The sequence below is a fragment of the Bradyrhizobium jicamae genome (assembly GCF_018130215.1).
In the GTDB taxonomy this organism is placed as follows: Bacteria; Pseudomonadota; Alphaproteobacteria; order Rhizobiales; family Xanthobacteraceae; genus Bradyrhizobium; species Bradyrhizobium jicamae_A.
Genome location: NZ_JAFCKQ010000001.1, coordinates 466,327 through 486,421, shown reverse-complemented (window position 1 = coordinate 486,421; position 20,095 = coordinate 466,327). Strand labels below are relative to the sequence as shown.

Annotated in this window: 13 protein-coding genes and 1 tRNA gene; 9 read left to right on the top strand and 5 right to left on the bottom strand. The window is 63.9% G+C overall.

Annotated features, from left to right (window positions below):
- Positions 1–455: 455 nt before the first annotated feature.
- On the bottom strand, positions 456–842 hold the full coding sequence (locus JQ586_RS02200) for a TfoX/Sxy family protein (RefSeq protein WP_212392832.1): 387 nt from the start codon (positions 840–842) through the stop codon (positions 456–458).
- Positions 843–884: 42 nt separating this feature from the next.
- Between JQ586_RS02200 and JQ586_RS02195 the strand changes: the two genes are divergently transcribed.
- The 6 genes from JQ586_RS02195 (at position 885) to JQ586_RS02170 (ending at position 10,649) form a co-directional block, all read left to right on the top strand.
- Complete coding sequence (locus JQ586_RS02195) at positions 885–1,076, top strand: hypothetical protein (protein ID WP_212392831.1); 192 nt, start codon at positions 885–887, stop codon at positions 1,074–1,076.
- A gap of 46 nt (positions 1,077–1,122) precedes the next feature.
- Complete coding sequence (locus JQ586_RS02190) at positions 1,123–2,259, top strand: hypothetical protein (RefSeq protein WP_212392830.1); 1,137 nt, start codon at positions 1,123–1,125, stop codon at positions 2,257–2,259.
- Between the two features lie 320 nt (positions 2,260–2,579).
- On the top strand, positions 2,580–3,812 hold the full coding sequence (locus JQ586_RS02185) for an efflux RND transporter periplasmic adaptor subunit (protein WP_212392829.1): 1,233 nt from the start codon (positions 2,580–2,582) through the stop codon (positions 3,810–3,812).
- Positions 3,809–6,955 (top strand): efflux RND transporter permease subunit, encoded by a 3,147-nt coding sequence (locus tag JQ586_RS02180; RefSeq protein ID WP_212392828.1) that lies wholly within the window; start codon positions 3,809–3,811, stop codon positions 6,953–6,955. The genes JQ586_RS02185 and JQ586_RS02180 overlap by 4 nt, the downstream gene beginning before the upstream one ends.
- 135 nt (positions 6,956–7,090) lie before the next feature.
- Entirely contained in the window at positions 7,091–9,121 is a 2,031-nt protein-coding gene (locus JQ586_RS02175) for a YgiQ family radical SAM protein (protein WP_212392827.1), read from the top strand.
- A gap of 532 nt (positions 9,122–9,653) precedes the next feature.
- Complete coding sequence (locus JQ586_RS02170) at positions 9,654–10,649, top strand: biotin/lipoyl-binding protein (RefSeq protein ID WP_312016920.1); 996 nt, start codon at positions 9,654–9,656, stop codon at positions 10,647–10,649.
- 85 nt (positions 10,650–10,734) lie between these two features.
- On the opposite strand, the gene JQ586_RS02165 is transcribed toward JQ586_RS02170, so the two are convergent.
- Complete coding sequence (locus JQ586_RS02165) at positions 10,735–11,640, bottom strand: response regulator transcription factor (RefSeq protein ID WP_212392826.1); 906 nt, start codon at positions 11,638–11,640, stop codon at positions 10,735–10,737.
- Between the two features lie 557 nt (positions 11,641–12,197).
- Between JQ586_RS02165 and JQ586_RS02160 the strand changes: the two genes are divergently transcribed.
- On the top strand, positions 12,198–12,917 hold the full coding sequence (locus JQ586_RS02160; protein WP_212392825.1) for a response regulator transcription factor: 720 nt from the start codon (positions 12,198–12,200) through the stop codon (positions 12,915–12,917).
- Positions 12,918–14,065: 1,148 nt separating this feature from the next.
- Here the strand turns inward: JQ586_RS02160 and JQ586_RS02155 are convergent.
- Positions 14,066–14,142, bottom strand: a tRNA-Arg gene (locus JQ586_RS02155).
- A gap of 128 nt (positions 14,143–14,270) precedes the next feature.
- Between JQ586_RS02155 and JQ586_RS02150 the strand changes: the two genes are divergently transcribed.
- Positions 14,271–15,350: an LLM class flavin-dependent oxidoreductase gene (locus JQ586_RS02150; RefSeq protein WP_212392824.1), complete on the top strand. Its 1,080-nt coding sequence runs from the start codon at positions 14,271–14,273 to the stop codon at positions 15,348–15,350.
- A 122-nt stretch (positions 15,351–15,472) separates the two neighbouring features.
- Positions 15,473–16,507, top strand: a complete 1,035-nt coding sequence (locus JQ586_RS02145) for an alpha/beta fold hydrolase (RefSeq protein ID WP_212392823.1) — start codon at positions 15,473–15,475, stop codon at positions 16,505–16,507.
- A gap of 10 nt (positions 16,508–16,517) precedes the next feature.
- Here the strand turns inward: JQ586_RS02145 and JQ586_RS02140 are convergent, their stop codons facing one another.
- Together JQ586_RS02140 and JQ586_RS02135 are read right to left on the bottom strand one after the other, a co-directional pair.
- Positions 16,518–16,922 (bottom strand): YccF domain-containing protein, encoded by a 405-nt coding sequence (locus JQ586_RS02140; RefSeq protein WP_212392822.1) that lies wholly within the window; start codon positions 16,920–16,922, stop codon positions 16,518–16,520.
- 71 nt (positions 16,923–16,993) lie between these two features.
- On the bottom strand, positions 16,994–20,095 hold the full coding sequence (locus JQ586_RS02135; protein WP_249147196.1) for an EAL domain-containing protein: 3,102 nt from the start codon (positions 20,093–20,095) through the stop codon (positions 16,994–16,996).

Sequence of the window (20,095 nt, the reverse complement as noted above, 5' to 3'; positions counted from 1 at the left end):
CAATCCGGCTCTCCCTGCGCGATGGGTTACGGCTTATACGTGCTCTCCCCGGTGAGACTGGGCTTTTTTGTCACCGCCGTCAGCAAGAGACCTTGGTCTCTTGCTGACAGGACACCTGCCACCAGGGCGTCAGGCCTGCACGATTTCGCCGTCCGCCTCATGCGCTCTCGTCAGTCACGCATACGGCGTCCACCGCATCCCACCACAACGTTCGTGACGATCGCGAGCGCCCCTCAATCGGATGAGATGGGAACTCTATACACTGATTTGCCATTACGATAAACCGAAATATTTTTGCACGAGGGGCTTGCGCCGTCGGGCAAATCAGTGATTGGCCCGTAAGGAGGGTGCCGTCGGCAACGTTTCCACCCTCTTGCGGGACCGCAAGAGGAGAGGGAGCGCTGACGAGCGTGCTCGCCTCGCATGAGTTGGCAGGGAAGCGCTGCCTTCCCGCCTTACGTCGACGTCGCCCGCGATCGTCGTTTGTGCGCCGGCGGCCGGCCCCGGCTGGCGGCGACCCGATGCGCGGCCGCCAGCGCCGCTTGCGCCCAGGCGGCAAATTCGTCGGGTTCGTCGTACAGCCGTTCCGGCATGCGCCAGAATGCCAGATCGATGGTGTGGCCCTGCTTGGCGTAGTTGAGCGGAGGACTCGACGCGGCTTCCTTGAAGATCTCGCGGTTCTGCTCGTCGACCCGCACATAAAAGGTGTTGTCCGTCACCATGCCGAGCATCACGCCGTCGCAGAACACGCCGGTCTTGCCGAACATGCGCCGCATCGTGATGCGACCGAGCGATGCGAGCTGCTCGCGCAGGAATTCGGCAAAGCTGTCGCTGGCAACCATGCGCAGGGCTCGCGGATCATATCCTCCCCGATGATGATCAGAATGGCGGCTGCCGACAAGGTCGCCGACGCCAGGCCGAAGACCGGGCTGCAGCGAGTGTATTCGCCTCGACCGCCTTCGCGGCGAATCGACATCATCAGAAACGTCCTGAAATGCAACTGGTGGAAACGCTCCGGCAAAACGTTGCGCGTCAGCAACGCCGGTGCTTTTCGAATGATCATGACCATCCTTTAATTTGCGTCCCGGCACGTTGTGGCGCCAGCTGGGCTGGGGAGCATCGATGATCAGCCGCAGAGCGCTTTCAGGAATGCTGATGACCCTCGTCGGGCCGGCCACTGTTGCCGGCAGCGATGTGCTGGGGCTCAGCCATTGCAACGGCTCATGCGCCAATGTCGATTTACCCGGCCTTGGCTACGACGCGTTCTGCCGGTCTTTCTTCGACATTGCCGCGGACGGCAAGCTGCGCGGCGCCGCAACCGGGCCGGAGATCCGCAGCGAGATGCGGCCAGTGTTCCGGCAGCGACGGCTCTATCGGCCGTCCACCGATGAGATCAAGCTCCTCTGGAGGAGAACGGAGGACACGTTCTCGGTCACCAAGATCGAGTTCGATCTGGAATGCGGGCTCCCGGTGCGCGGATGTCTCGGAGTTCCCGCCGGAGAGATCAGGGGACTGATCCTGCTCGCCCATGGCATGGCCAGCACGCCGGAGCGATGCTTCGACGATGGTGATCCCGACTACATGAACGCCATCGGCAAGCGATTGTGCGAGGACGGTTATGTCGTCTGGTGCCCATACATCGTCCAGATCGGAAACCAGGAAAGCCAGAACAATGTAGCCGCAATGCTGGCCTCGCATGGTGTCTCCGCCCACAACGTATCCTGCGCCTCGATCGAGGCGGGCGAATTCGTTTGCAGGAAGCTGATCGGTGCGTCCGGTCTGAACGTCGGCGTGTACGGCGTGTCGTGGGGCGCGCTCCTCGTGCTTCATCTCGAGGCGGCGATCGGGCGCATGAGACCAACCGTTGCGTCTGGCTACATGCGTGACGAGAAGAAGTTTCTGATGTCGCCGATCATCAGCAGGAACCTCGGCATCGAACTCGCCTCTTACCTCCATTTCAGCAACGGCCGCTGCAAATATACAGACCGTCGGCTGGCCAGCCTGATCTACCCTTGTCCGCTCCTGATCGAGCTCGGTAGCCACGACCAGGCCAATTCGGCCGAATATGGAAGGGACAGGAAGTTCGCGGAGATGCAGTCCGTATATGCGGACGCAGGTCATGCTGACTTGATCGGCATGACGATCTTCGAAGGCAGGCACGAAGTCGGCGGCAAGACGTCACGACCGTGGCTGCAGGAGCGATTGGCCTCGCCGACCTATCAGATGACCTCCCGCCTGAAGAACGCGTTCGTCCTCTGAGCGCCACGATCGCTGTCGCGGCGCCGTGACGATTCCTGCGTCCCCTGGCTGATCCTGTCCCTCTCCTGCTCATCGTCCCGGTTGACGTTCGCCTCCGGTTCCGCGCAGGATTCCGGCGTCGGCGGCGACTGCCTCGTTTGCAACATGCCGGACACTCGGATGCGAAACGGCGGCGACAGGATTGTCGGAGGCGGATTGTGCGTTATGATCGATTGCAGGACTGCTGCCCAGCTTCGCCTTTTCGCACCTGTAAGGAAACTCGACGTCACATCCGCCATGTAGCAATTCCGGGGCCGAAGGGGCTGGAGAGTAGGAAGGGCATGACAGGAACGCTTCGCCGAACGGCAGTTTTTCTCGCTTCAACCGGACTTGTGCTTGCGGGCGTTGCGGCGGCCGATGCGCAGATGGCTCCGCCGGGACCTCCGGCCGTCGGCGTGATCGAGGCGGTCAAGCGGCCGGTCACCGAATCCAACGAGTTCCTCGGGCGGATCGAGGCTCCCAACCGCGTCAACGTCGTCGCGCGCGTCACCGCCTTCCTGGAGAAGCGGAACTTCGTGGAAGGTGCCGAGGTCAAGACCGGTGACCTGCTCTATCAGCTCGAGCGTGGCCCGTTCGAAGCTGATCTTGCGTCGAAAAAAGCGCAGGTTGCGCAATTACAGGCGACGCTGGTCAACGCCAAGCTGACGCTCGATCGTGCCAAGGCCCTGCTCGCCGGGCCGGCAGGCCAGCAATCGAACGTTGATTCCGCGACTGCCAACCAGGAGAGCCTGGAGGCCCAGGTGCAGGCCGCGAAAGCGCAGGTCGATCTGTCCCAGATCAATCTCGATTATACCGAGATCCATTCGCCGATCGATGGCAAGATCGGGCGCACTGCCGTCACCGAAGGCAACGTCGTCACGCCAAGCTCGGGGACGTTGACGACGATCGTCAGCCAGGATCCGATGTACGTGACATTCCCGGTCTCGGTGCGCGAGGCGCTGGCGCTGCGCGCGCGCTATGCGGCGCACGGTGGTTTCAAGGCAGTCGTGATCCGGGTCCAGCTGCCGGACGGCAGGCTCTATGACCAGGTCGGTGAGCTGAATTTCGTCAACAACACCATCGCGCAGAATACCGACACGATCTCGCTGCGCGGCACGATTCCCAATCCGTCGATGTATCGATCGCCCGCGACGGGGAGCGCGGTCCGCGAACTCACCGACAATGAGTTTGTCACCGTTCTGCTCGAAGGCGTAAAACCCGTCGAGGTGCTGGCGATCCCGCGCTCGGCGGTGCTCTCGGACCAGGCGGGCGAGTACGTCTATGTCGTCGGTGCCGACAACAAGGCCGAGCAAAAACGGATCAAGCTCGGGCAATCGACGTCCACGATCGCAGCGGTCACGACCGGGCTCTCGCTTGGTGACAAGGTGATCGTCGAAGGGCTGCAGAAGGTCAGGGCGGGCCAGGCCGTCGCGCCGGGACCTGCCAGCGCGCTGATCCAGTCCAGCATGAAGGCCTCGGCGGAAGCCGGCGGTGCCGCGGACGGCGGCTCGAAACCGGCAGGCACCAATCCATGATTTCCGCAGTCTTCGTCGATCGTCCGCGGCTCGCGATCGTCATCGCGTTCGTCATCACGATCGCAGGGGCGCTGGCGCTGTTGCAGATCCCGGTCGCGCAGTTTCCCGACATCGTGCCGCCGCAGGTGACGGTTTCAGCGGTGTTTCCCGGTGCGTCCGCCGACGTGGTGGAATCGAGCGTGGCCCAGCCGCTCGAGGCGCAGGTCGTCGGCGTCGACAAGATGCTCTACATGAAGTCGACCAGCGGCAATGACGGCAGCTATACGCTGACGGTGTCGTTCGCGCTGGGCACCAATCCCGACATCAACACGGTGAACGTCAACAACCGCGTGCAGAGCGCGCTCGCTCAATTGCCGACCGAGGTGCAGGCACAAGGCCTGACCGTGCAGAAGAAATCCTCGGCCGTGCTGCAGTTCATCGTGCTGTACAGCAACAACGGCCAGCAGGATCCGCTGTTCATCACCAACTACGCCATCATCAACGTGCTGGACGCGATCTCGCGCACGCCCGGCGTCGGACAGGCATCGCTGTTCGCGAAGCTGAACTATTCGATGCGGATCTGGTTCGACACGCAACGCCTCACCAGCCTCAATCTGGCGCCGTCGGACGTGGTCGCCGCGATCCGCGCGCAGAGCGTGCAGGCGCCGGTCGGCCGGATCGGCGCGCGCCCGATCAGCAACGACCAGCAGTTCCAGTTCAACGTGCAGACGCAGGGCCGCCTGACGACGGCGGCACAGTTCGGCAACATCGTGCTGCGCGCCAATCCGGACGGATCGGTGCTGCGGATCAAGGATGTCGCGCGTGTCGAGATCGGCGCGCAGAACATGGACTCGGAGTCGCGGATCGACGGCAATCCCGGGGTGCCGATCGGCATCTATCTTGCTCCCGGCGCCAACGCCGTGACGACGGCCAGGGCTGTCCAGGCCACGCTCGCGAAACTGTCGGAGCGATTCCCGCCGGGCCTGACCTATCTTGTACAGTATGATTCCACGACCTTTGTCTCCGATACCATCAAGGAAGTGCTGAAGACCCTCGGCGAGGCCTTCGTGCTGGTCGTGATCGTGGTGTTCCTGTTCCTCGGCAATCTGCGCGCGACGCTGATCCCGGCGGTGGCGGTTCCGGTCAGCCTGATCGGTGCCTTCGCGGTGCTGCTGGCGATGGGCTATTCCGCCAACACGGTCTCGCTGCTGGCGATGGTGCTCGCGATCGGCATCGTGGTCGACGACGCCATTGTCGTCGTCGAGAACGTCGAGCGTGTCATGGAGGAGGAGCCGGAGCTGTCGCCGGCGGACGCCACCAAGAAGGCGATGATGCAGATCACCGCACCGATCATCGCGATCTCGCTGGTCCTGCTCTCGGTGTTCGTGCCGATTGCCTTCATTCCCGGCATCTCCGGCACGCTGTTCCGCCAGTTCGCCGTGACGATCAGCGCGGCGATGGTGATCTCGGCGTTGAATGCCTTGACGCTGTCGCCGGCGCTCTGTGCCGTGTTCCTGCGTCACAGCGGTCCGCGCCGCGGCCCCATGGGTCGGGTGCTGGCGGGAATCGACTGGGTGCGCGACCGCTACGCCGGGATCGTAGGGCGGCTGGTGCGCGTGGCGGTGCTGTCGCTCGTCGCGGTCCTGGTGTTCGCCGGCGCCGTGTTCGGCGTCTCGAAGGTCACGCCGACCGGCTTTCTGCCCGAGGAGGACCAGGGCGCGTTCTTCATCGCCGTGCAGCTTCCGGACGGCGCCTCGGTGGCACGCACCAGCGAGGTAACCAAGCAGGTCGAGGCGCTGCTGAAGAAGAACCCGGCCGTCGACCACGTGCTGTCGATCATCGGTTTCTCGCTGCTCGACGGCGCCAGCGAACCCAATTCGGCGTTCATGGTGTCGCGCATGAAGCCGTTCGCCGATCGCAAGGCCGTCACCGATTCGGTGCAATCAGCGATCCGGCAGACCTTTATCGGCGGATCGCAGATCCGCCAGGCCGCCGTCCTGCCGTTCAACCTGCCGCCGATCATCGGGCTGTCCACCTCCGGCGGCTTCGAATATCAGCTCGACGCGCTGGAGGGACAGGATCCCGCTGCGCTTGGCAGCGTGATGGGCGGGCTGATTGCCGCCGCCAACCGCGACCCGCGGCTGACCCGCGTGTTCTCGACCTTCACCGCGACCAATCCGTCTATTTATCTCGACATCGATCGCGCCAAGGCGCAGGCGCTCGGCCTCAACATGAGCGATGTCTTCACGGCGCTGCAGGCGACGCTCGGCGGCATCTACGTCAACAACTTCAACCTGTTCGGCCGTACCTGGCAGGTCAACGTGCAAGGCGAGGCGGCCAACCGCGGCGACATCTCCGACATCTGGCAGATCTATGTGCGCAACAGCGGCGGCGAGATGGTGCCGATCCGCTCGATCGCATCCTTGCGGATCGTCACCGGGCCGCAGGTGATCACCCGCTATAACAATTATCGGTCGGTCACCGTCAATGGCGGCCCGGCGGCGGGCGTGTCGTCGGGCACCGCGATCGCAGCGATGGCCGAAATCTCCAGGTCGACATTGCCATCAGGCTATTCCTACGAATGGACCGGTACTGCCTACCAGGAGCAGGCGGCCTCCGGCCAGACCGGCATCATCCTCGGGCTCGCAGTGCTGTTCGCCTATCTGTTCCTCGTGGCACTCTACGAAAGCTGGACGATCCCGATCCCCGTGCTGCTGGCGGTCACGATCGGCGTGTTCGGCTCCTATCTCGCCATCAAGCTCGCGGGCCTCAATCTCGATCTCTACGGCCAGATCGGCCTCGTGGTGCTGATTGCGCTTGCCGCCAAGAACGGTATCTTGATCGTCGAGTTCGCCAAGGAGCAGCGCGAGGCCGGCATGCCGATCACCGATGCCGCGATCATGGGATCGCAAATGCGATTCCGCGCGGTGATGATGACCTCGATCGCCTTCATTCTCGGTCTGGTGCCGCTGGTGGTCGCGACCGGCGCCGCCGAGATCAGCCGGCGGGCCGTCGGCACCGCGGTGTTCGGCGGCATGCTGGCCGCCAGCTCGATCGGCATCTTCCTCGTGCCGATGCTCTACGTCACCTTCCAGCGTTGGCGCGAGGGCGTCAGGAACCGCTTTGGCGGCAGGGGCAGGGGGCCGGGAGCTGCGGGACATTAGCGGAGGTCCCGCACCCATAAGGAATTGATTTCCAGAACGAATTGCCAGCGGGGCGGCCGCGGGGTCGCCTCGCTTTCGCGTTGCGTGACTTGCCGGCGGTTGAATTCCCGGTCCCGGAGTCCTATGCGTGGCGCCATGGAAACACTCAGCCTCGCCGCAAAGCCCTTGAGCTCCTGGTCACCGCACCGGTCGCACCCCGACAGGCCGGCGCCGTTCCTGCCGATGAGCCGCGCCGAGATGACGAAGCTCGGCTGGGACGCTTGCGACATCGTGCTGGTGACCGGCGACGCCTATGTCGACCATCCCAGCTTCGGCATGGCGATCATCGGCCGGTTGCTCGAGGCCCAGGGCTTTCGGGTCGGCATCATCGCACAGCCCGACTGGCAGTCGGCCGAGCCGTTCAAGGCGCTGGGAAAGCCGCGCCTGTTCTTTGGCGTCACCGGCGGCAACATGGACTCGATGGTCAACCGCTACACCGCGGACCGAAGGCTTCGCCATGACGATGCCTACACGCCGAATGGCGAGGGCGGCCGGCGGCCGGACCGCTGCACCATCGTTTACGCGCAGCGCTGCCGCGAGGCGTTCAAGGATGTGCCGATCGTGCTGGGCGGCATCGAGGCCTCGCTGCGGCGGATCGCGCATTACGACTACTGGTCCGACAAGGTGCGCCGGTCGGTGCTGGCCGACGCCAAGGCGGATATCCTGCTTTACGGCAACGCCGAGCGTGCCGTCGTCGAGGTGGCGCACCGGCTTGCGAGCGGCGAAGCCCCGCGCGATCTCGCCTCGATCCGGGGGACCGCGCTGTTTCGCCGCGTGCCGGACGGTTGCGCCGAACTGCATGCCGACGATCTCGACACCGCCGATGAGGGCGCGGCGCGCCATCCCGGCGACGTCGTGATCCGATTGCCGGCGTGCGAGCAGGTCGAGCAGGACCGCGAGGCCTACGCGCGCGCCTCCCGCGTGCTGCACCGGGAGAGCAATCCCGGCAACGCGCGGCCCCTGGTGCAGCGCCATGGCGATCGCGACCTCTGGCTCAACCCGCCGCCGATCCCGCTGACCTCGGAGGAGATGGATTCGGTTTACGATCTGCCCTATGCCCGCGGGCCGCATCCGTCCTATGGCGATGCCAAGATCCCCGCCTGGGACATGATCAAGTTCTCGGTGACGATCATGCGCGGCTGCTTCGGCGGCTGCACCTTCTGCTCGATCACCGAGCACGAGGGTCGCATCATCCAGAACCGATCGGAGGGCTCGATCCTGCGCGAGATCGAGCGCATCAGGGACAAGACGCCGGGCTTCACCGGCGTGATCTCGGATATCGGCGGGCCGACTGCCAACATGTACCGGATGGCGTGCAAGGATCCGAAGGTCGAGGCCCTGTGCCGCCGGCCGTCCTGCGTCTTCCCGGAGATCTGCCCCAACCTGAACACTTCGCATGACGAACTGATCCGGCTCTATCGCAAGGTGCGCGAGGTGAAGGGCGTCAAGAAGGTGATGGTCGCCTCGGGCGTGCGCTACGACCTGGCGGTGGAGAGCCCGCAATACATCAAGGAGCTCGTGACCCATCACGTCGGCGGCTACCTGAAGATCGCGCCCGAACATACCGAGCGCGGCCCGCTCGACAAGATGATGAAGCCGGGCATCGGCGCCTACAACCGCTTCAAGCAGATGTTCGACGCCGCCGCGCAACAGGCCGGCAAGAAATATTACCTGATCCCGTATTTCATTGCGGCGCATCCGGGGACGACCGACGAGGACATGATGAACCTCGCGCTCTGGCTCAAGAAGAACCGCTACCGCGCCGACCAGGTGCAGACCTTCCTGCCCTCGCCGATGGCGACCGCGACCGCGATGTACCACACCGGCGTCAATCCGCTGCGCGGCGTGCGGCGCGGCGGCAGCGACAAGGTCGAGGCGATCAAGGGGTTGCGGCAGCGCCGGCTGCACAAGGCATTCCTGCGCTATCACGATCCCGACAACTGGCCATTGCTGCGCGAGACACTCAAGCAAATGGGCCGCGCCGATCTGGTCGGCCCGCGCCCCGACCAGCTCGTGCCCGCCCACCAGCCCCCCGGCACCGGCAAGGCCGCCGGCACGCGGAGGCCGGTGCGGCCCGGCGGCAGGACGCAGCGCTTCACCACCAAGGGCCTGCGCATGGGCAAGTGAGCCGGACCGGATTCTCCGGTCAGGCTTCACTTGCTGTTTGGACTTGTACCGAGCTTGCTGTTTTGGACTATACCGAGCTTGCTGTCTTAGACGCATGCCGATCGCGGCCCGGCCGATAGAGGCGCTGCTGCATCTCCTCACTCCTGCGAATCCTCTCTGAAGCGCCGCCGGCGCGCGCGTGTGATTGCGCTGTTTTCACAAGCCATTGATGGCCTGCGTAGCTGAACCGGACAGATGAGCTGCCGAGCAGGACAAATCGTGGTGGGCGGACGAAGTTATCCCAACGCGGTCCGATATCGCCGCGCGCTCTGCGGCGTGCGAGGGATTGACCCGACCGGATCAACCCGCCGAAAATGGACGCGACTTTGCAACCAAGGCACAGTCATCAACACCTCACGATGATGGGTCAGGTGGAGGCGGTGATGGACATGCCACCGAGCGAGGAAAATCAAACCGTGTCAGAGGTGGACAAGCCCGGGCAGGAAACGCCCGCGCATTCTGCGAAGCGCGCGCCTGCCATCATCGTCGGCGTATGCGGTCCACAGGGGGCGGCAACATGTCCAAGGTTAAAGGTGTCGCCATCGCTGCCGTTGCACTCGCGGTCGTCGCGGGCGTTCTGATCCTTTCCCGGCGGCAGGCGGGCTCGGAGCCGGCGATCATCGGCGTTGTCCGAGCGACCGAGGTCAGGCTGGAGCCGGAGGTGACCGGTCAGCTCGCATCGATTGCAGTGGAGAAAGGTGCCCATGTGCACGCCGGCGATGTTATCGCGAAGCTGTCGGCGATCGAGCTGACGGCACAGCTGGATCAGGCGCGCGCCGCGCTCGCCTCGGTGACGGCCAATCGCAACAACGTCTATGCCGGCGTCCGCCGCGAGCAGGTCGACACGCTGAAGGCGGGGATCGCCAAGGCCGACGCTCGCGTCGAGTATGTGCAAACCCAGCTCAAGCGGACCAGCACGCTGGCAGGCCAGAACTTTGAGTCCAAGCAGAACCTCGACCAGGCCGAAAACGACGCTGCGAGCGCGGCAGCCGATCTGGCCGAGGCTCAGGCCAACTACGATGCGGCGGTCGCCGGTCCCACCCGGGAGGAGCGCGCGATCGCCGATGCCGAGGTGCAAGCCGCTTCTGCCGCGGTCGCGGTGCTTGAGCGGCATCTCGAAAAAACCATCCTGCGTGCTCCGGCCGACGGTGTGGTCAGCGTCATCGCCGCAGAGGTGGGCGAGAATGTTCGCGCGGGGCAGCCGATCCTGGTGATTGAGGCCACGGGCGGGCAGTGGCTCTCCTTCAACGTGCGCGAAGATCGTCTTGGAGGCCTCGCAATCGGCAAGACGGTGGGCGTCCTACGGAACGGCACTGATATTGCGACGAAAACGGTCGTCACGCAGTTGCAGCCGCTCGGGACCTTCGCCACCTGGCAAGCCGAGCGGGTGATCGGCGATCATGACCGCAATACGCTCCGCATGCGCCTCGATCCGCTGGGAGACCGGGCCGGACTCGAGCCGGGCATGACCGTTCGGATCGAACGCTGACAACGGCGGTTCGATAGTGCCGCGGTGACCGCGGCCCTGACGACGCTCCCCTGGCGCCCGGGCGATCCGGACGCCTGGCGGTCCGTCACTTGCGAAGCCGGATCAGGCCTCCGGTCTCCACCCCGCTGCGGCCAAGGCGATGATCGCGAGCGGCATGGGCATTGGTCTCGTAACTGATTACGCCCAGCCGCAGTTGCGGTTGAATCTGCTTGATTTCACCGCTTTCTGCCGCAGATACCGGACGACGCTCGTCAGTTTCTTCGCGGTTCAGATAGGCGAGCCTGCCGTTCGCGGGTGCCGCCATTGACCGGTGGTTCATCCCCCAGATCGCAGCCTGGGTCCGGTTCTGAACGCGAATCTTGCGAAGAATCGCCTTGACGTGCACCTTTACGGTGGCCTCCGCGATATCGATTTTCCGCGCGATGCACTTGTTGGAGTCGCCCTCGATAAGGCAGCGCAGGATCGATTGTTCTCGCGGGGAAAGCTGCGGCGCGGTTGCCTCCTGTGTCGGGGCAAGAGTTGCCTCGTTGTCCTGCCGCATACCGACCTCGCGGGCATGGCCGCTTTCGGCATCGAAGACGTAGGTCAGAAAGGCCGGCGGGAAGACCGTTTCACCCATCATCACCAGTTCCAGCGACTTGATGAATGCATCGCACCCCATCCCGTCGACGAAGAAACCGTTGACGCCCGCCCGGAACGAAGCAACGACCTCGTCGGGCCGATAGTGATCGGCCACGATCACGATGCGCGCAGCCGGATGGCGTTGCTTCAGGAGAGCGATACGGTCGACACCGTTGTCGAGCTCATCGGCGCTTTGAACGACAAGGAACAGCAACGGACCGGGCTGGATCTTACAGGCGATCAGATCATCCGCGCTGGAAACCGAAGCCAAGATGTGGAAATTTGCCGAGCGTAGAATCCCGACAAGCCCTTCTTTCCGTAATCCATTTTTTCCGACAATAACACTCGCGAAAGAATATCGCCGCCGCATGAAATCCTCCAACTTACTAAAAAAGACAGCAAACTAATTAGCGGGACGGTTGAGTTCCGGCTCTCGAGGGGATGGTTGACAACGGGCCAAAATCTCCGACGTCCGGCGTTTGGTTCCTTGCGTTTGGTTCCTTGCGTTTGGTTCCCTGCCCTTCCGGCGTGGAGCAATGTGGTTGGGTGAAATTCGTGTTTGGAGGTCCGATCGGGGTCCGGGCAGGCGCTACTCTCTAAAATTAGATGAATCTTAGATTCTAATTCCCGATATCCATATATATCTTTCGGTATAGGTGATTTTATGAATCTCGCGAATGAATGTTGCCAGTCATTGCGAACATCCGATATCGGGGAATACATCCGTGCGATGCCCTCCGCAGCGAGGGTTCCGCTATTCCGGGCGAGCCAGACAGCCCGCCGCGCATTGTAATGCCCGCCCGGGTAGGGGCCTATATGCTGCGCTGCAACAAAACGCTGCGCAAGAAGTGCTTTAAAGTACCCTAAATTTATGTAAATTGTGCTGATTGTTCAAGCCAAAGGCGGCGGGCTGAGGCTGAGGCGTACATGCGTAGCGTAAGCGTAGTCATTGCGGACCGGCACCCGGTGGTTCTGCAGGGTTTGAGCAATGTGATTGGCGCGCAGCGCGACTTCAAAGTCGTCGCGCGTTGTGGTGATGGTGCGAGTTGCGTTGAGGCAATTCGACACTTCGTGCCGGATATTGCCGTTCTGGACATCACCATGCCCGACATGTCCGGAGCGGACATTCTCGCGGTCGCGAGATCGGAAAAAATTCCAACCCGGCCGGTCTTCTTTGCGGCATCCATCGAGGATCGCGAGCTCAGCATTCTGGCTGCCGCCGGAGCCTACGGCGTGGTGCTCAGGGATCAGGAGCCCGAGATATTGGTTCAAACGTTGCGGGAGGTCGCAGCTGGCGAGAGGCTGTTGCCGCTACCCTCATCCGAGGAGGCCATCTCCTGCGCCAGAGAGATGATGACCGGAAAGAGCCTCGTGGTGCTGACCGAGCGCGAGCGTCAGATCGTGCACCTGGTCTCGGAGGGATTGTCGAACAAGGAAATCGGTCGTCTCCTCAGCGTGACCGACGGGACGATCAAGGTACATCTTCACCACATTTTCCAAAAGCTCGACATCAGCAATCGAACATCGCTCGCGGCACTCGCGATTTCGCAGCATGACTTCACGGCCTCCGCTGCCGAACGACCGGACCAGCGTGAATTGAGGACGTTCGCGACAACCTCACCGGGCCGAAGGCGGCCGAATCGCTGAGGGCGGGCCCGTTTCCGGACGTGCACTGAAGCGAGACCTATCAGGAATTGCCGTGGGGCCGGACGAGCCGGCAACACAAGCCCGTCGACCGGTCACTGGCATCGCAATGATCGGCGAGCCTTCGTAGCTTTTGTCCTCGCGTATTCGCATTCTCGTTGATGACCCGCGCTCTCGTGTGGATTTCGATCATGCATACTGTTTTCACTCTGCTCGCGGTCTGGCTGCTCCTGAACGTCCTGTTTGTCGTGATCACGATGCCCCCGCACAGGCCGAGAAAGTCAGATCGGACATCATCCGGAAGAGGTCGTCTCCAACCAGCGCCAGTCAGCAACGCTCGACAACCCGATGGCCCGTTCGAGGACGATGACCCGCCTGCTTCCCTTCGGCGTATTGTCGCCTCGATAGGCATAGGGCTCTTCTTCGCGTTGTCTCCGTATCTGCGCGAGGCGATGGAAAGCGCAATCCGGTACTTCACGAAAACCCGGGAATAGGCTTGGCGTTCGCTCGCGTACGATGCCGAGTGCCAGGATCGCGATGCGCCGATCAAGCCGGCCGACAAAATCAGGCCCCCGTCCGGGGGCTAGCGCGAACGGGGGCGATGGTTGAGCTAAAATCTCTAACCAATTTGGGCGCTCCCCGGTGGCAATATCCTGAGCGCCAGGCGAAACCGTAGCCATGCGATTTGCCGATGGAAAGCGAATTCGACCGCTGCAACGCACAGACGCACACCCGAACTGGCCGGATTCCTTTCCACCGGCGTCCAAGAAGTGGTTCCGGCTTGGGTGGAGTTGCGGCCCCGTATTCATACGGGGCCGCAAGTCATGAACCTTTGCGGTGCTTCGTGCAGACCTATACGGGTCAGGATTTTGCCACGACCTTCCTGGGGCTAGAGCGAAGCGCCGTCCGCACGTATTTCAAGCGGACGGCGTTGTGTTATCGGCCCACTCCGTCCGAACGCTCGACATCAGCTATTGGACATCGCTGGCGGCGCCGGCGATTTCGCAACGTGAGCCCACTGTCGCCGCTGTCGAACGATCGGGCCGGTGTGCGTCGAGGACGTTCGCGACGGCCTTGCCGGATCGAACGCCGCCGGATCGCCGGGTGCCAGCCCGCTCGCATCGATCGGATCTGTGGTTGTTGATGGAAACTGGCGCACCCGACACGATTCGAACGTGTGACCTTTGCCTTCGGAGGGCAACGCTCTATCCAGCTGAGCTACGGGTGCGTGCAGGGGTTCGTTTAGCTGATTGGCCCTGCGTCGGCAACGGCGTTGTCCGGCTGCCCGCAGCCTGTAAACTGCCTCCCAACACGCCCGAGCGAAGCAAAAAAGGGCGCGCTTCGAAGGAGATCGTCATGCGTCCGCTGGAATTCGGCTGGTATCTTCCCACGCATGGCGACACCACGGCTTATGGATTGATGGAAGCCCAGGTCGCGGGCTCGCCGGAACTCTGCGAGCGCGTGGTCAGGGCGGCCGAGGCTGCCTCGTTCGACTATCTCCTGATCCCGGTCGGCTCGGTGTGCTGGGAGGCCTGGATCGCCGGTGCGTTCATGGCGGCGCGGTCGGAGCGGATCAAGCCGTTGATCGCGGCACGGCCCGGCTACATCAATCCGGTGCTGCTGGCCAAGATGATCTCGACCTTCGACCAGATGTCGGGTGGCCGCATCTGCATCAACCTGATCGCCGGCCAGAACGAGAGCGAGGTCGAGGCGGAGGGCGTTCGCTTTGCCAAGGAAGAGCGCTACGCACTGATGGAGGAGGAGGTTTCGATCCTCAAGGCGCTGTGGACCACCCGTGGCCCGGTGCATTTCGAAGGTAAATTTCACACGATCACAGGCGCGCATATCCGGCCGCGGCCGCTGCAGCAGCCGTTTCCAAGATTCTATCTCGGCGGCGGCTCCCGACAGGCCTGGGAATTGTCGGCGAAACATTCCGACGTGCATTTGTTCTGGGGTGACCTGCCGGAGCGCATTGCCGAGAATATCGCCGAGATCAGGCAGATGGCGCGTGCCCACGACCGCGAGGAAGCCGTCGGTTTCGGCATGCGGCTGCAGGTGATCTGCCGCGAGAACGAGGCGGATGCGTGGGAGGCGGCGGATCGATTGGTGCGCCACGCCACCGAGCGGCAGAAGCAGGAGATGAAGACGCTCTACAACCGCTCCGAGGCCAACCAGCGGGTGCAGCAGCTCGCGCGCGACTACGGTGATCTCCTGATGCCGCATCTGTGGACCGGGATCACAAAAGTGCGACCCGGCGCCGGCATCGCCGTGGTCGGCAATCCCGGGCAATGCGCCGCCACGCTGCAGCAGTTCATCGATGCCGGCTGCCACTCCTTCTGCCTGTCCGGCTATCTGCATGACGAGGAGGCCGAGCGCTTCGGCCGGCTGATCCGTCCGATCCTCGCCGCCAATAATCGTGGGCGGCTGGCCGCCTGAGCGACGATTCCGGCAGCGTGTATCGCCTTTCCAAGATTTCACGGGTGGGTTAGCGCCCGATGCGCGATGATGCGGTCCGATCGCATCTTGCCCGATGGCGCAGCATTGACGGAGCACCACCCATGCATCACCGAGCCCGGCTTGCGACCTTGGCCCTGCTCCTGGCGATGGTGGCTCGCGCAACCGCCGCGCCGAGGACGGAGACCGAGCGTCATGAGAAGCCGGTCAAGGAGGTCGCCGGCACGCGCATCGCAGTCGGCACGGCGACGTTCCCGCTCTATTTGTCGGCGGACTGGTCCAATCCGTTGCCGAACGTCACGCGTGCCGTTCTCGTCCTGCATGGCGTGCTGCGCAATGCCGACGATTATTTCCGCTCGGCCCTGGAGGCTCAGGCCGCCGCCGGCGATATCGGCAAGAGCACGCTGATGATCGCGCCGCAGTTCCTCACCCAGGCCGACGCCGATGCGTTCAAGCTGCCGGCGGAGACGTTGCGCTGGAGTCTGGTCGGTTGGGAGGGCGGCGACCCCGCGCTCGCGCCGGAGCCGGTCAGCTCGTTCGAGGCGCTGGACGCCATCCTGGCGAAGCTTGGCGACCGCAAGCTGTTTCCTAACCTGAAGCAGGTGGTGGTGTTCGGGCATTCCGGCGGCGGACAGGTCGTGCAACGCTATGCGATCGCGGTGAAGGGTGACCGGGGGCTGCTGAACGAAGGCATCGGCGTGCGCTACGTGGTCGCCAACCCCTCCTCCTACGCCTACTTCAGCAAGGACCGGCCGGAGCCCGCGATCGCCGCGAGCTGCGCGGGCTACAACAACTGGAAATTCGGGATGGACGAACGCCCGACCTATCTCGCGGAGCCTGCGCCGGCCGCGCTGGAGCAGGCCTATGTCGCGAGGCGCGTGATCTATCTTCTGGGGACGCTCGACACCGATCCCAACCACCCCGCGCTGGATAAATCCTGCATGGCCGAAGCCGAAGGGCCGTACCGTTACGCGCGCGGGCACGCCTACGTCGCGACCATGAAGTCGCGCGACGACGGCACGCCGAACCACAGCCAGTGGGACGTCCCGGGAGTCGGCCACGAGGGCGGCAAGATGCTGACCTCGCCCTGCGGGCTGACCGCGGTCTTCGATATCCCCGGTTGCGCAGCGGCGCGCTGATCCCGCGCAGTCAAGCCGGCACGATTACCTTGCCGATCGGCCAAAGCGCGATGCCGGCAAGCTTGAGATGCGCCCAGGCGAAGGGGATGCCGATGATGGTCACCGCGAGCAGGATCGCGGTGACCAGGTGCCCGATCGCCAGCCACCAGCCGGCCAGGATGAACCAGATCAGGTTGCCGATCAGGCCGAGCGGTCCGGTGCCGACGTCGCTCTGCCCGGTCAATTCGTCGCGGCGCACCGCGCGGGAACCGAACGGCAGCAATGTATAGACGGCAATGTTGAAGGCGGCGCGGGCCCAGGGCAGGCCGATGATGGTAATGGCCATGATCACCGCCGCGACCAGCCAGCCGAACGCCATCCATGCGCCGCCGATCAGAATCCAGAGGATGTTCAGAAGGATAGAGACAGGCTGCATGGCTTTACACCTTCGCGCCGCGTGACACCGGCCTCTATATAAGCCAGCGCTCGCGGCTGTGATAGGTGCGGCTATGCGAGGGCGAGCACCCTGTCGCTGCCGACGAGCAGGGGCTTGAGCTCGGTGGGTGGCTTCGGTGCGCTGAACAGATAACCCTGCATCTCGGTGCAGCCGAGCGAGCGCAGCAGGTCGCGCTGCTGCTCGGTTTCCACGCCTTCCGCCGTCGTCGTCATGTTACGCGAGGCGGCGATGTTCACTACCGCCTGCACGATCGTCGATGAACCGTCCACGGCGATGTCGCTGACGAAACTGCGATCGATCTTGATCTTGTCGAACGGGAAGCGCTTCAGGTAGCTCAGCGATGAATAGCCGGTGCCGAAATCATCGAGCGCGATTCTGACCCCGATGGCGCGGAGCTGGTGCAGGATCGCGAGCGCGATCTCGTCGTCGCCGATCAGCACCGCTTCCGTTATCTCGAGCTCGAGCCTGTCTGGCTTCAAACCGGAGGCGGCGAGCGCGCTTGCAACCTTCAGCGCCAGGCTCAAATTCTTGAACTGGATAGGCGACACGTTGACGGCGAGGCGGACATGATCCGGCCATGTCGCTGCCTCCTTGCAGGCCGTCCGCAGCACCCACTCGCCGAGCTCGCCGATCAGCCCGGTATCCTCGGCGACGGGGATGAATTCGGCTGGAGAGACCATGCCGCGCTCGGCATGGCGCCAGCGCAACAGCGCCTCGCAGCCGGTCACCTCGCCGCTCGCGAGGCCGAGCAGCGGCTGATAGTGGATCTCGAAGCCGCCATCGTTCATTGCCTGCCGGAGATCCTGCTCCATCATCAGGCGGGCGCGGGCGTTGGCGCCCATCGCCGGCTCGAAGAAGCGGTGGGTACGGCGGCCCTCTGCCTTGGCGCCGTACATCGCGATGTCGGCGTTGCGGATCAGCTGGTCGAGCTCGGTGCCGTCCTGCGGCGCCAGCGCGACGCCGATGCTGGCATCGGTCGACAGATGGTGTCCGAGGCAGTCGCAGGGCTGCCGGATCGCGCGATGCACGCTGGCGACGAAATTCTCGACGTCGTCGGCACCGGCAATCGCGGTCTGGATCACCGCGAACTCGTCGCCGCCGAGCCGCGCAATCAGGTCGTTCTCGCCGAGACAGGCCTTGATGCGCCCGGCGATGGTCTTCAGCAGCTCGTCGCCGACATGGTGGCCGAGCGAATCGTTGATGCTCTTGAACTCGTCGATGTCGATATAGAGCAAAGCGAACGGCTCGCCTTGCCTGGCCTTTTTCAGCTCGCGCTCGATCTGCTCGCGGAACAGCACCCGGTTCGGCAGGTCGGTCAGCGCGTCGTAATGGGCGAGATGCGCGATCCGCTCGTTGGCGCGGCGCTGCTCGGTGATGTCGTCGATGACATTGATGACGTAACGAGGCTCGCCGGCGTCATCTCGGATGCCGATGCGCTTCGAGATGACATAGCGGTGACCGCCCGTCGGCGTTTGCCAGGCCTGCTCGGCCACGAACCGCTCGTCGGGAGATCTTAGCAGGCAGTCGTCGTCGCGGGTGACGATTTCGGCGTCCGAGGCCGGGAGAATGTCAAAGGCGGTCTTGCCGACGATCGTCTTGCCCGATTCCGCGAACACGTTCTCGGCAATCCGGTTGACGAGGAGGTATTCCCGCGTGCGGGCGTCCTTCACCGTGATCTGCGACGGGATATGATCGATGATCTCGCGCAGGAAGGTGTAGTTGCGGTCGCGCTCCTGCTCCAGCTTGCGCCGCGCAGTGATGTCCTCGACGGTGGCGACCCAGCCGCCATGGGCCAGCGGCCGGTTGACGATCAGGAAGCAGCGCCCGTCGGCCGAGGAGGTGATGATCTCCATCACCTTGCCGGCAGCCACGTGGGTCCGGACCACGCTGCAGAATTCATCGATGTCGCCGGCGAATGAGCCGGTCTGCTTGCGATGCTGTACCAGCTCCTCGAGGCTGCGGCCGGGCTTGACGAATTCGGGCGACAGCCCGCACATGTCGAGATAGCGCTGGTTGCAAACCACCATATGCGCTGTCTCGTCGAACAGCACGAGCCCCTGATTCATGTTGTTGAGGGCGGTGTCGAGCCGCTGCCGCTCCGATTCCAGCCGCCGCTGGGCGTCGCGGCTCTGCCTCCGGATCTGCCTGATCAGGACGAACAGCACCAGCGCGACGATGGCCGTTGCGAGCGCCGCGGCGCTGATCAGGAAACGGGTCTGCGTCCGCCAGTCGGCGAGCGCAGCCTCCACCGTGTTGGTGGCGACGACGACCGCGGGGAAATGGGTGAGCTTCGCAGCCGAGCCGAGCCGCGCGGTGCCGTCGACCGGGCTGATCATGCGCATCGTCCGCTGGCCGCCATTGCGCACGACGAGATCGACCAGCGGCGCACCGGCGAAGTTTCTGCCGATCATCTCGTCGACATGCGGATAGCGCGCCAGCAGGGTCCCGTCGGTGTGGAACATCGCGATCGCCGCACCCGTTCCCGGTGCGACGGAGGCGAAGAACGCCTCGTAGTTCAAGGGATCGATCCGCCGGGTCAGGACGCCGAGAAATGTGCCGTCCGGCGCGCTCAGGCGGTGCGCGATGACGGTGCTCAAGCCTCCGATGATCAGGCTGCGCAGCGTCTCGGCGCGCACCGGCGCAGGGTTTGCATCGAACTTGAAACTCTTGAAATAGTCGCGCCCGGAGATGTCCAGCCTGGCCGGCGGCGGCAAGTCGCCCGACCAGGTGATGACCTTGCCGTCGGCGTCGAACAGCGTGATCATGCCGAGGAACGAAACGCCCTTCGCCTTCAGGATCTGATGCGTGTCCGGCGTGGACATCTTCGCCTTGAACTGCTCCGGCGAGGAGATGGCAGAGATATCGAGCTTGTCGAGGATGTCAGAGGCGATGATATCGGAGTCCTCGAACTGCTGATCAAAGTGCCGCGAGAGCAGCAGGACCGTGTTCTCCAGCTCGCGCTCGCTGTTGACCAGGGCGCGCTCGCGGAATTCGCCGATCATCATGCTGGTCCCGATGATGATGGCGACAACCAGCAGCGCGCCGCAGAGCGTCAACCACAGTACCGGTCCGCGCACGGCCGTCGCGAGCGGCCGCTTGCCTGCAATCTGTCCGGATGGGACGCCCGCCTGCCCCTGCATCGATCCACGCAT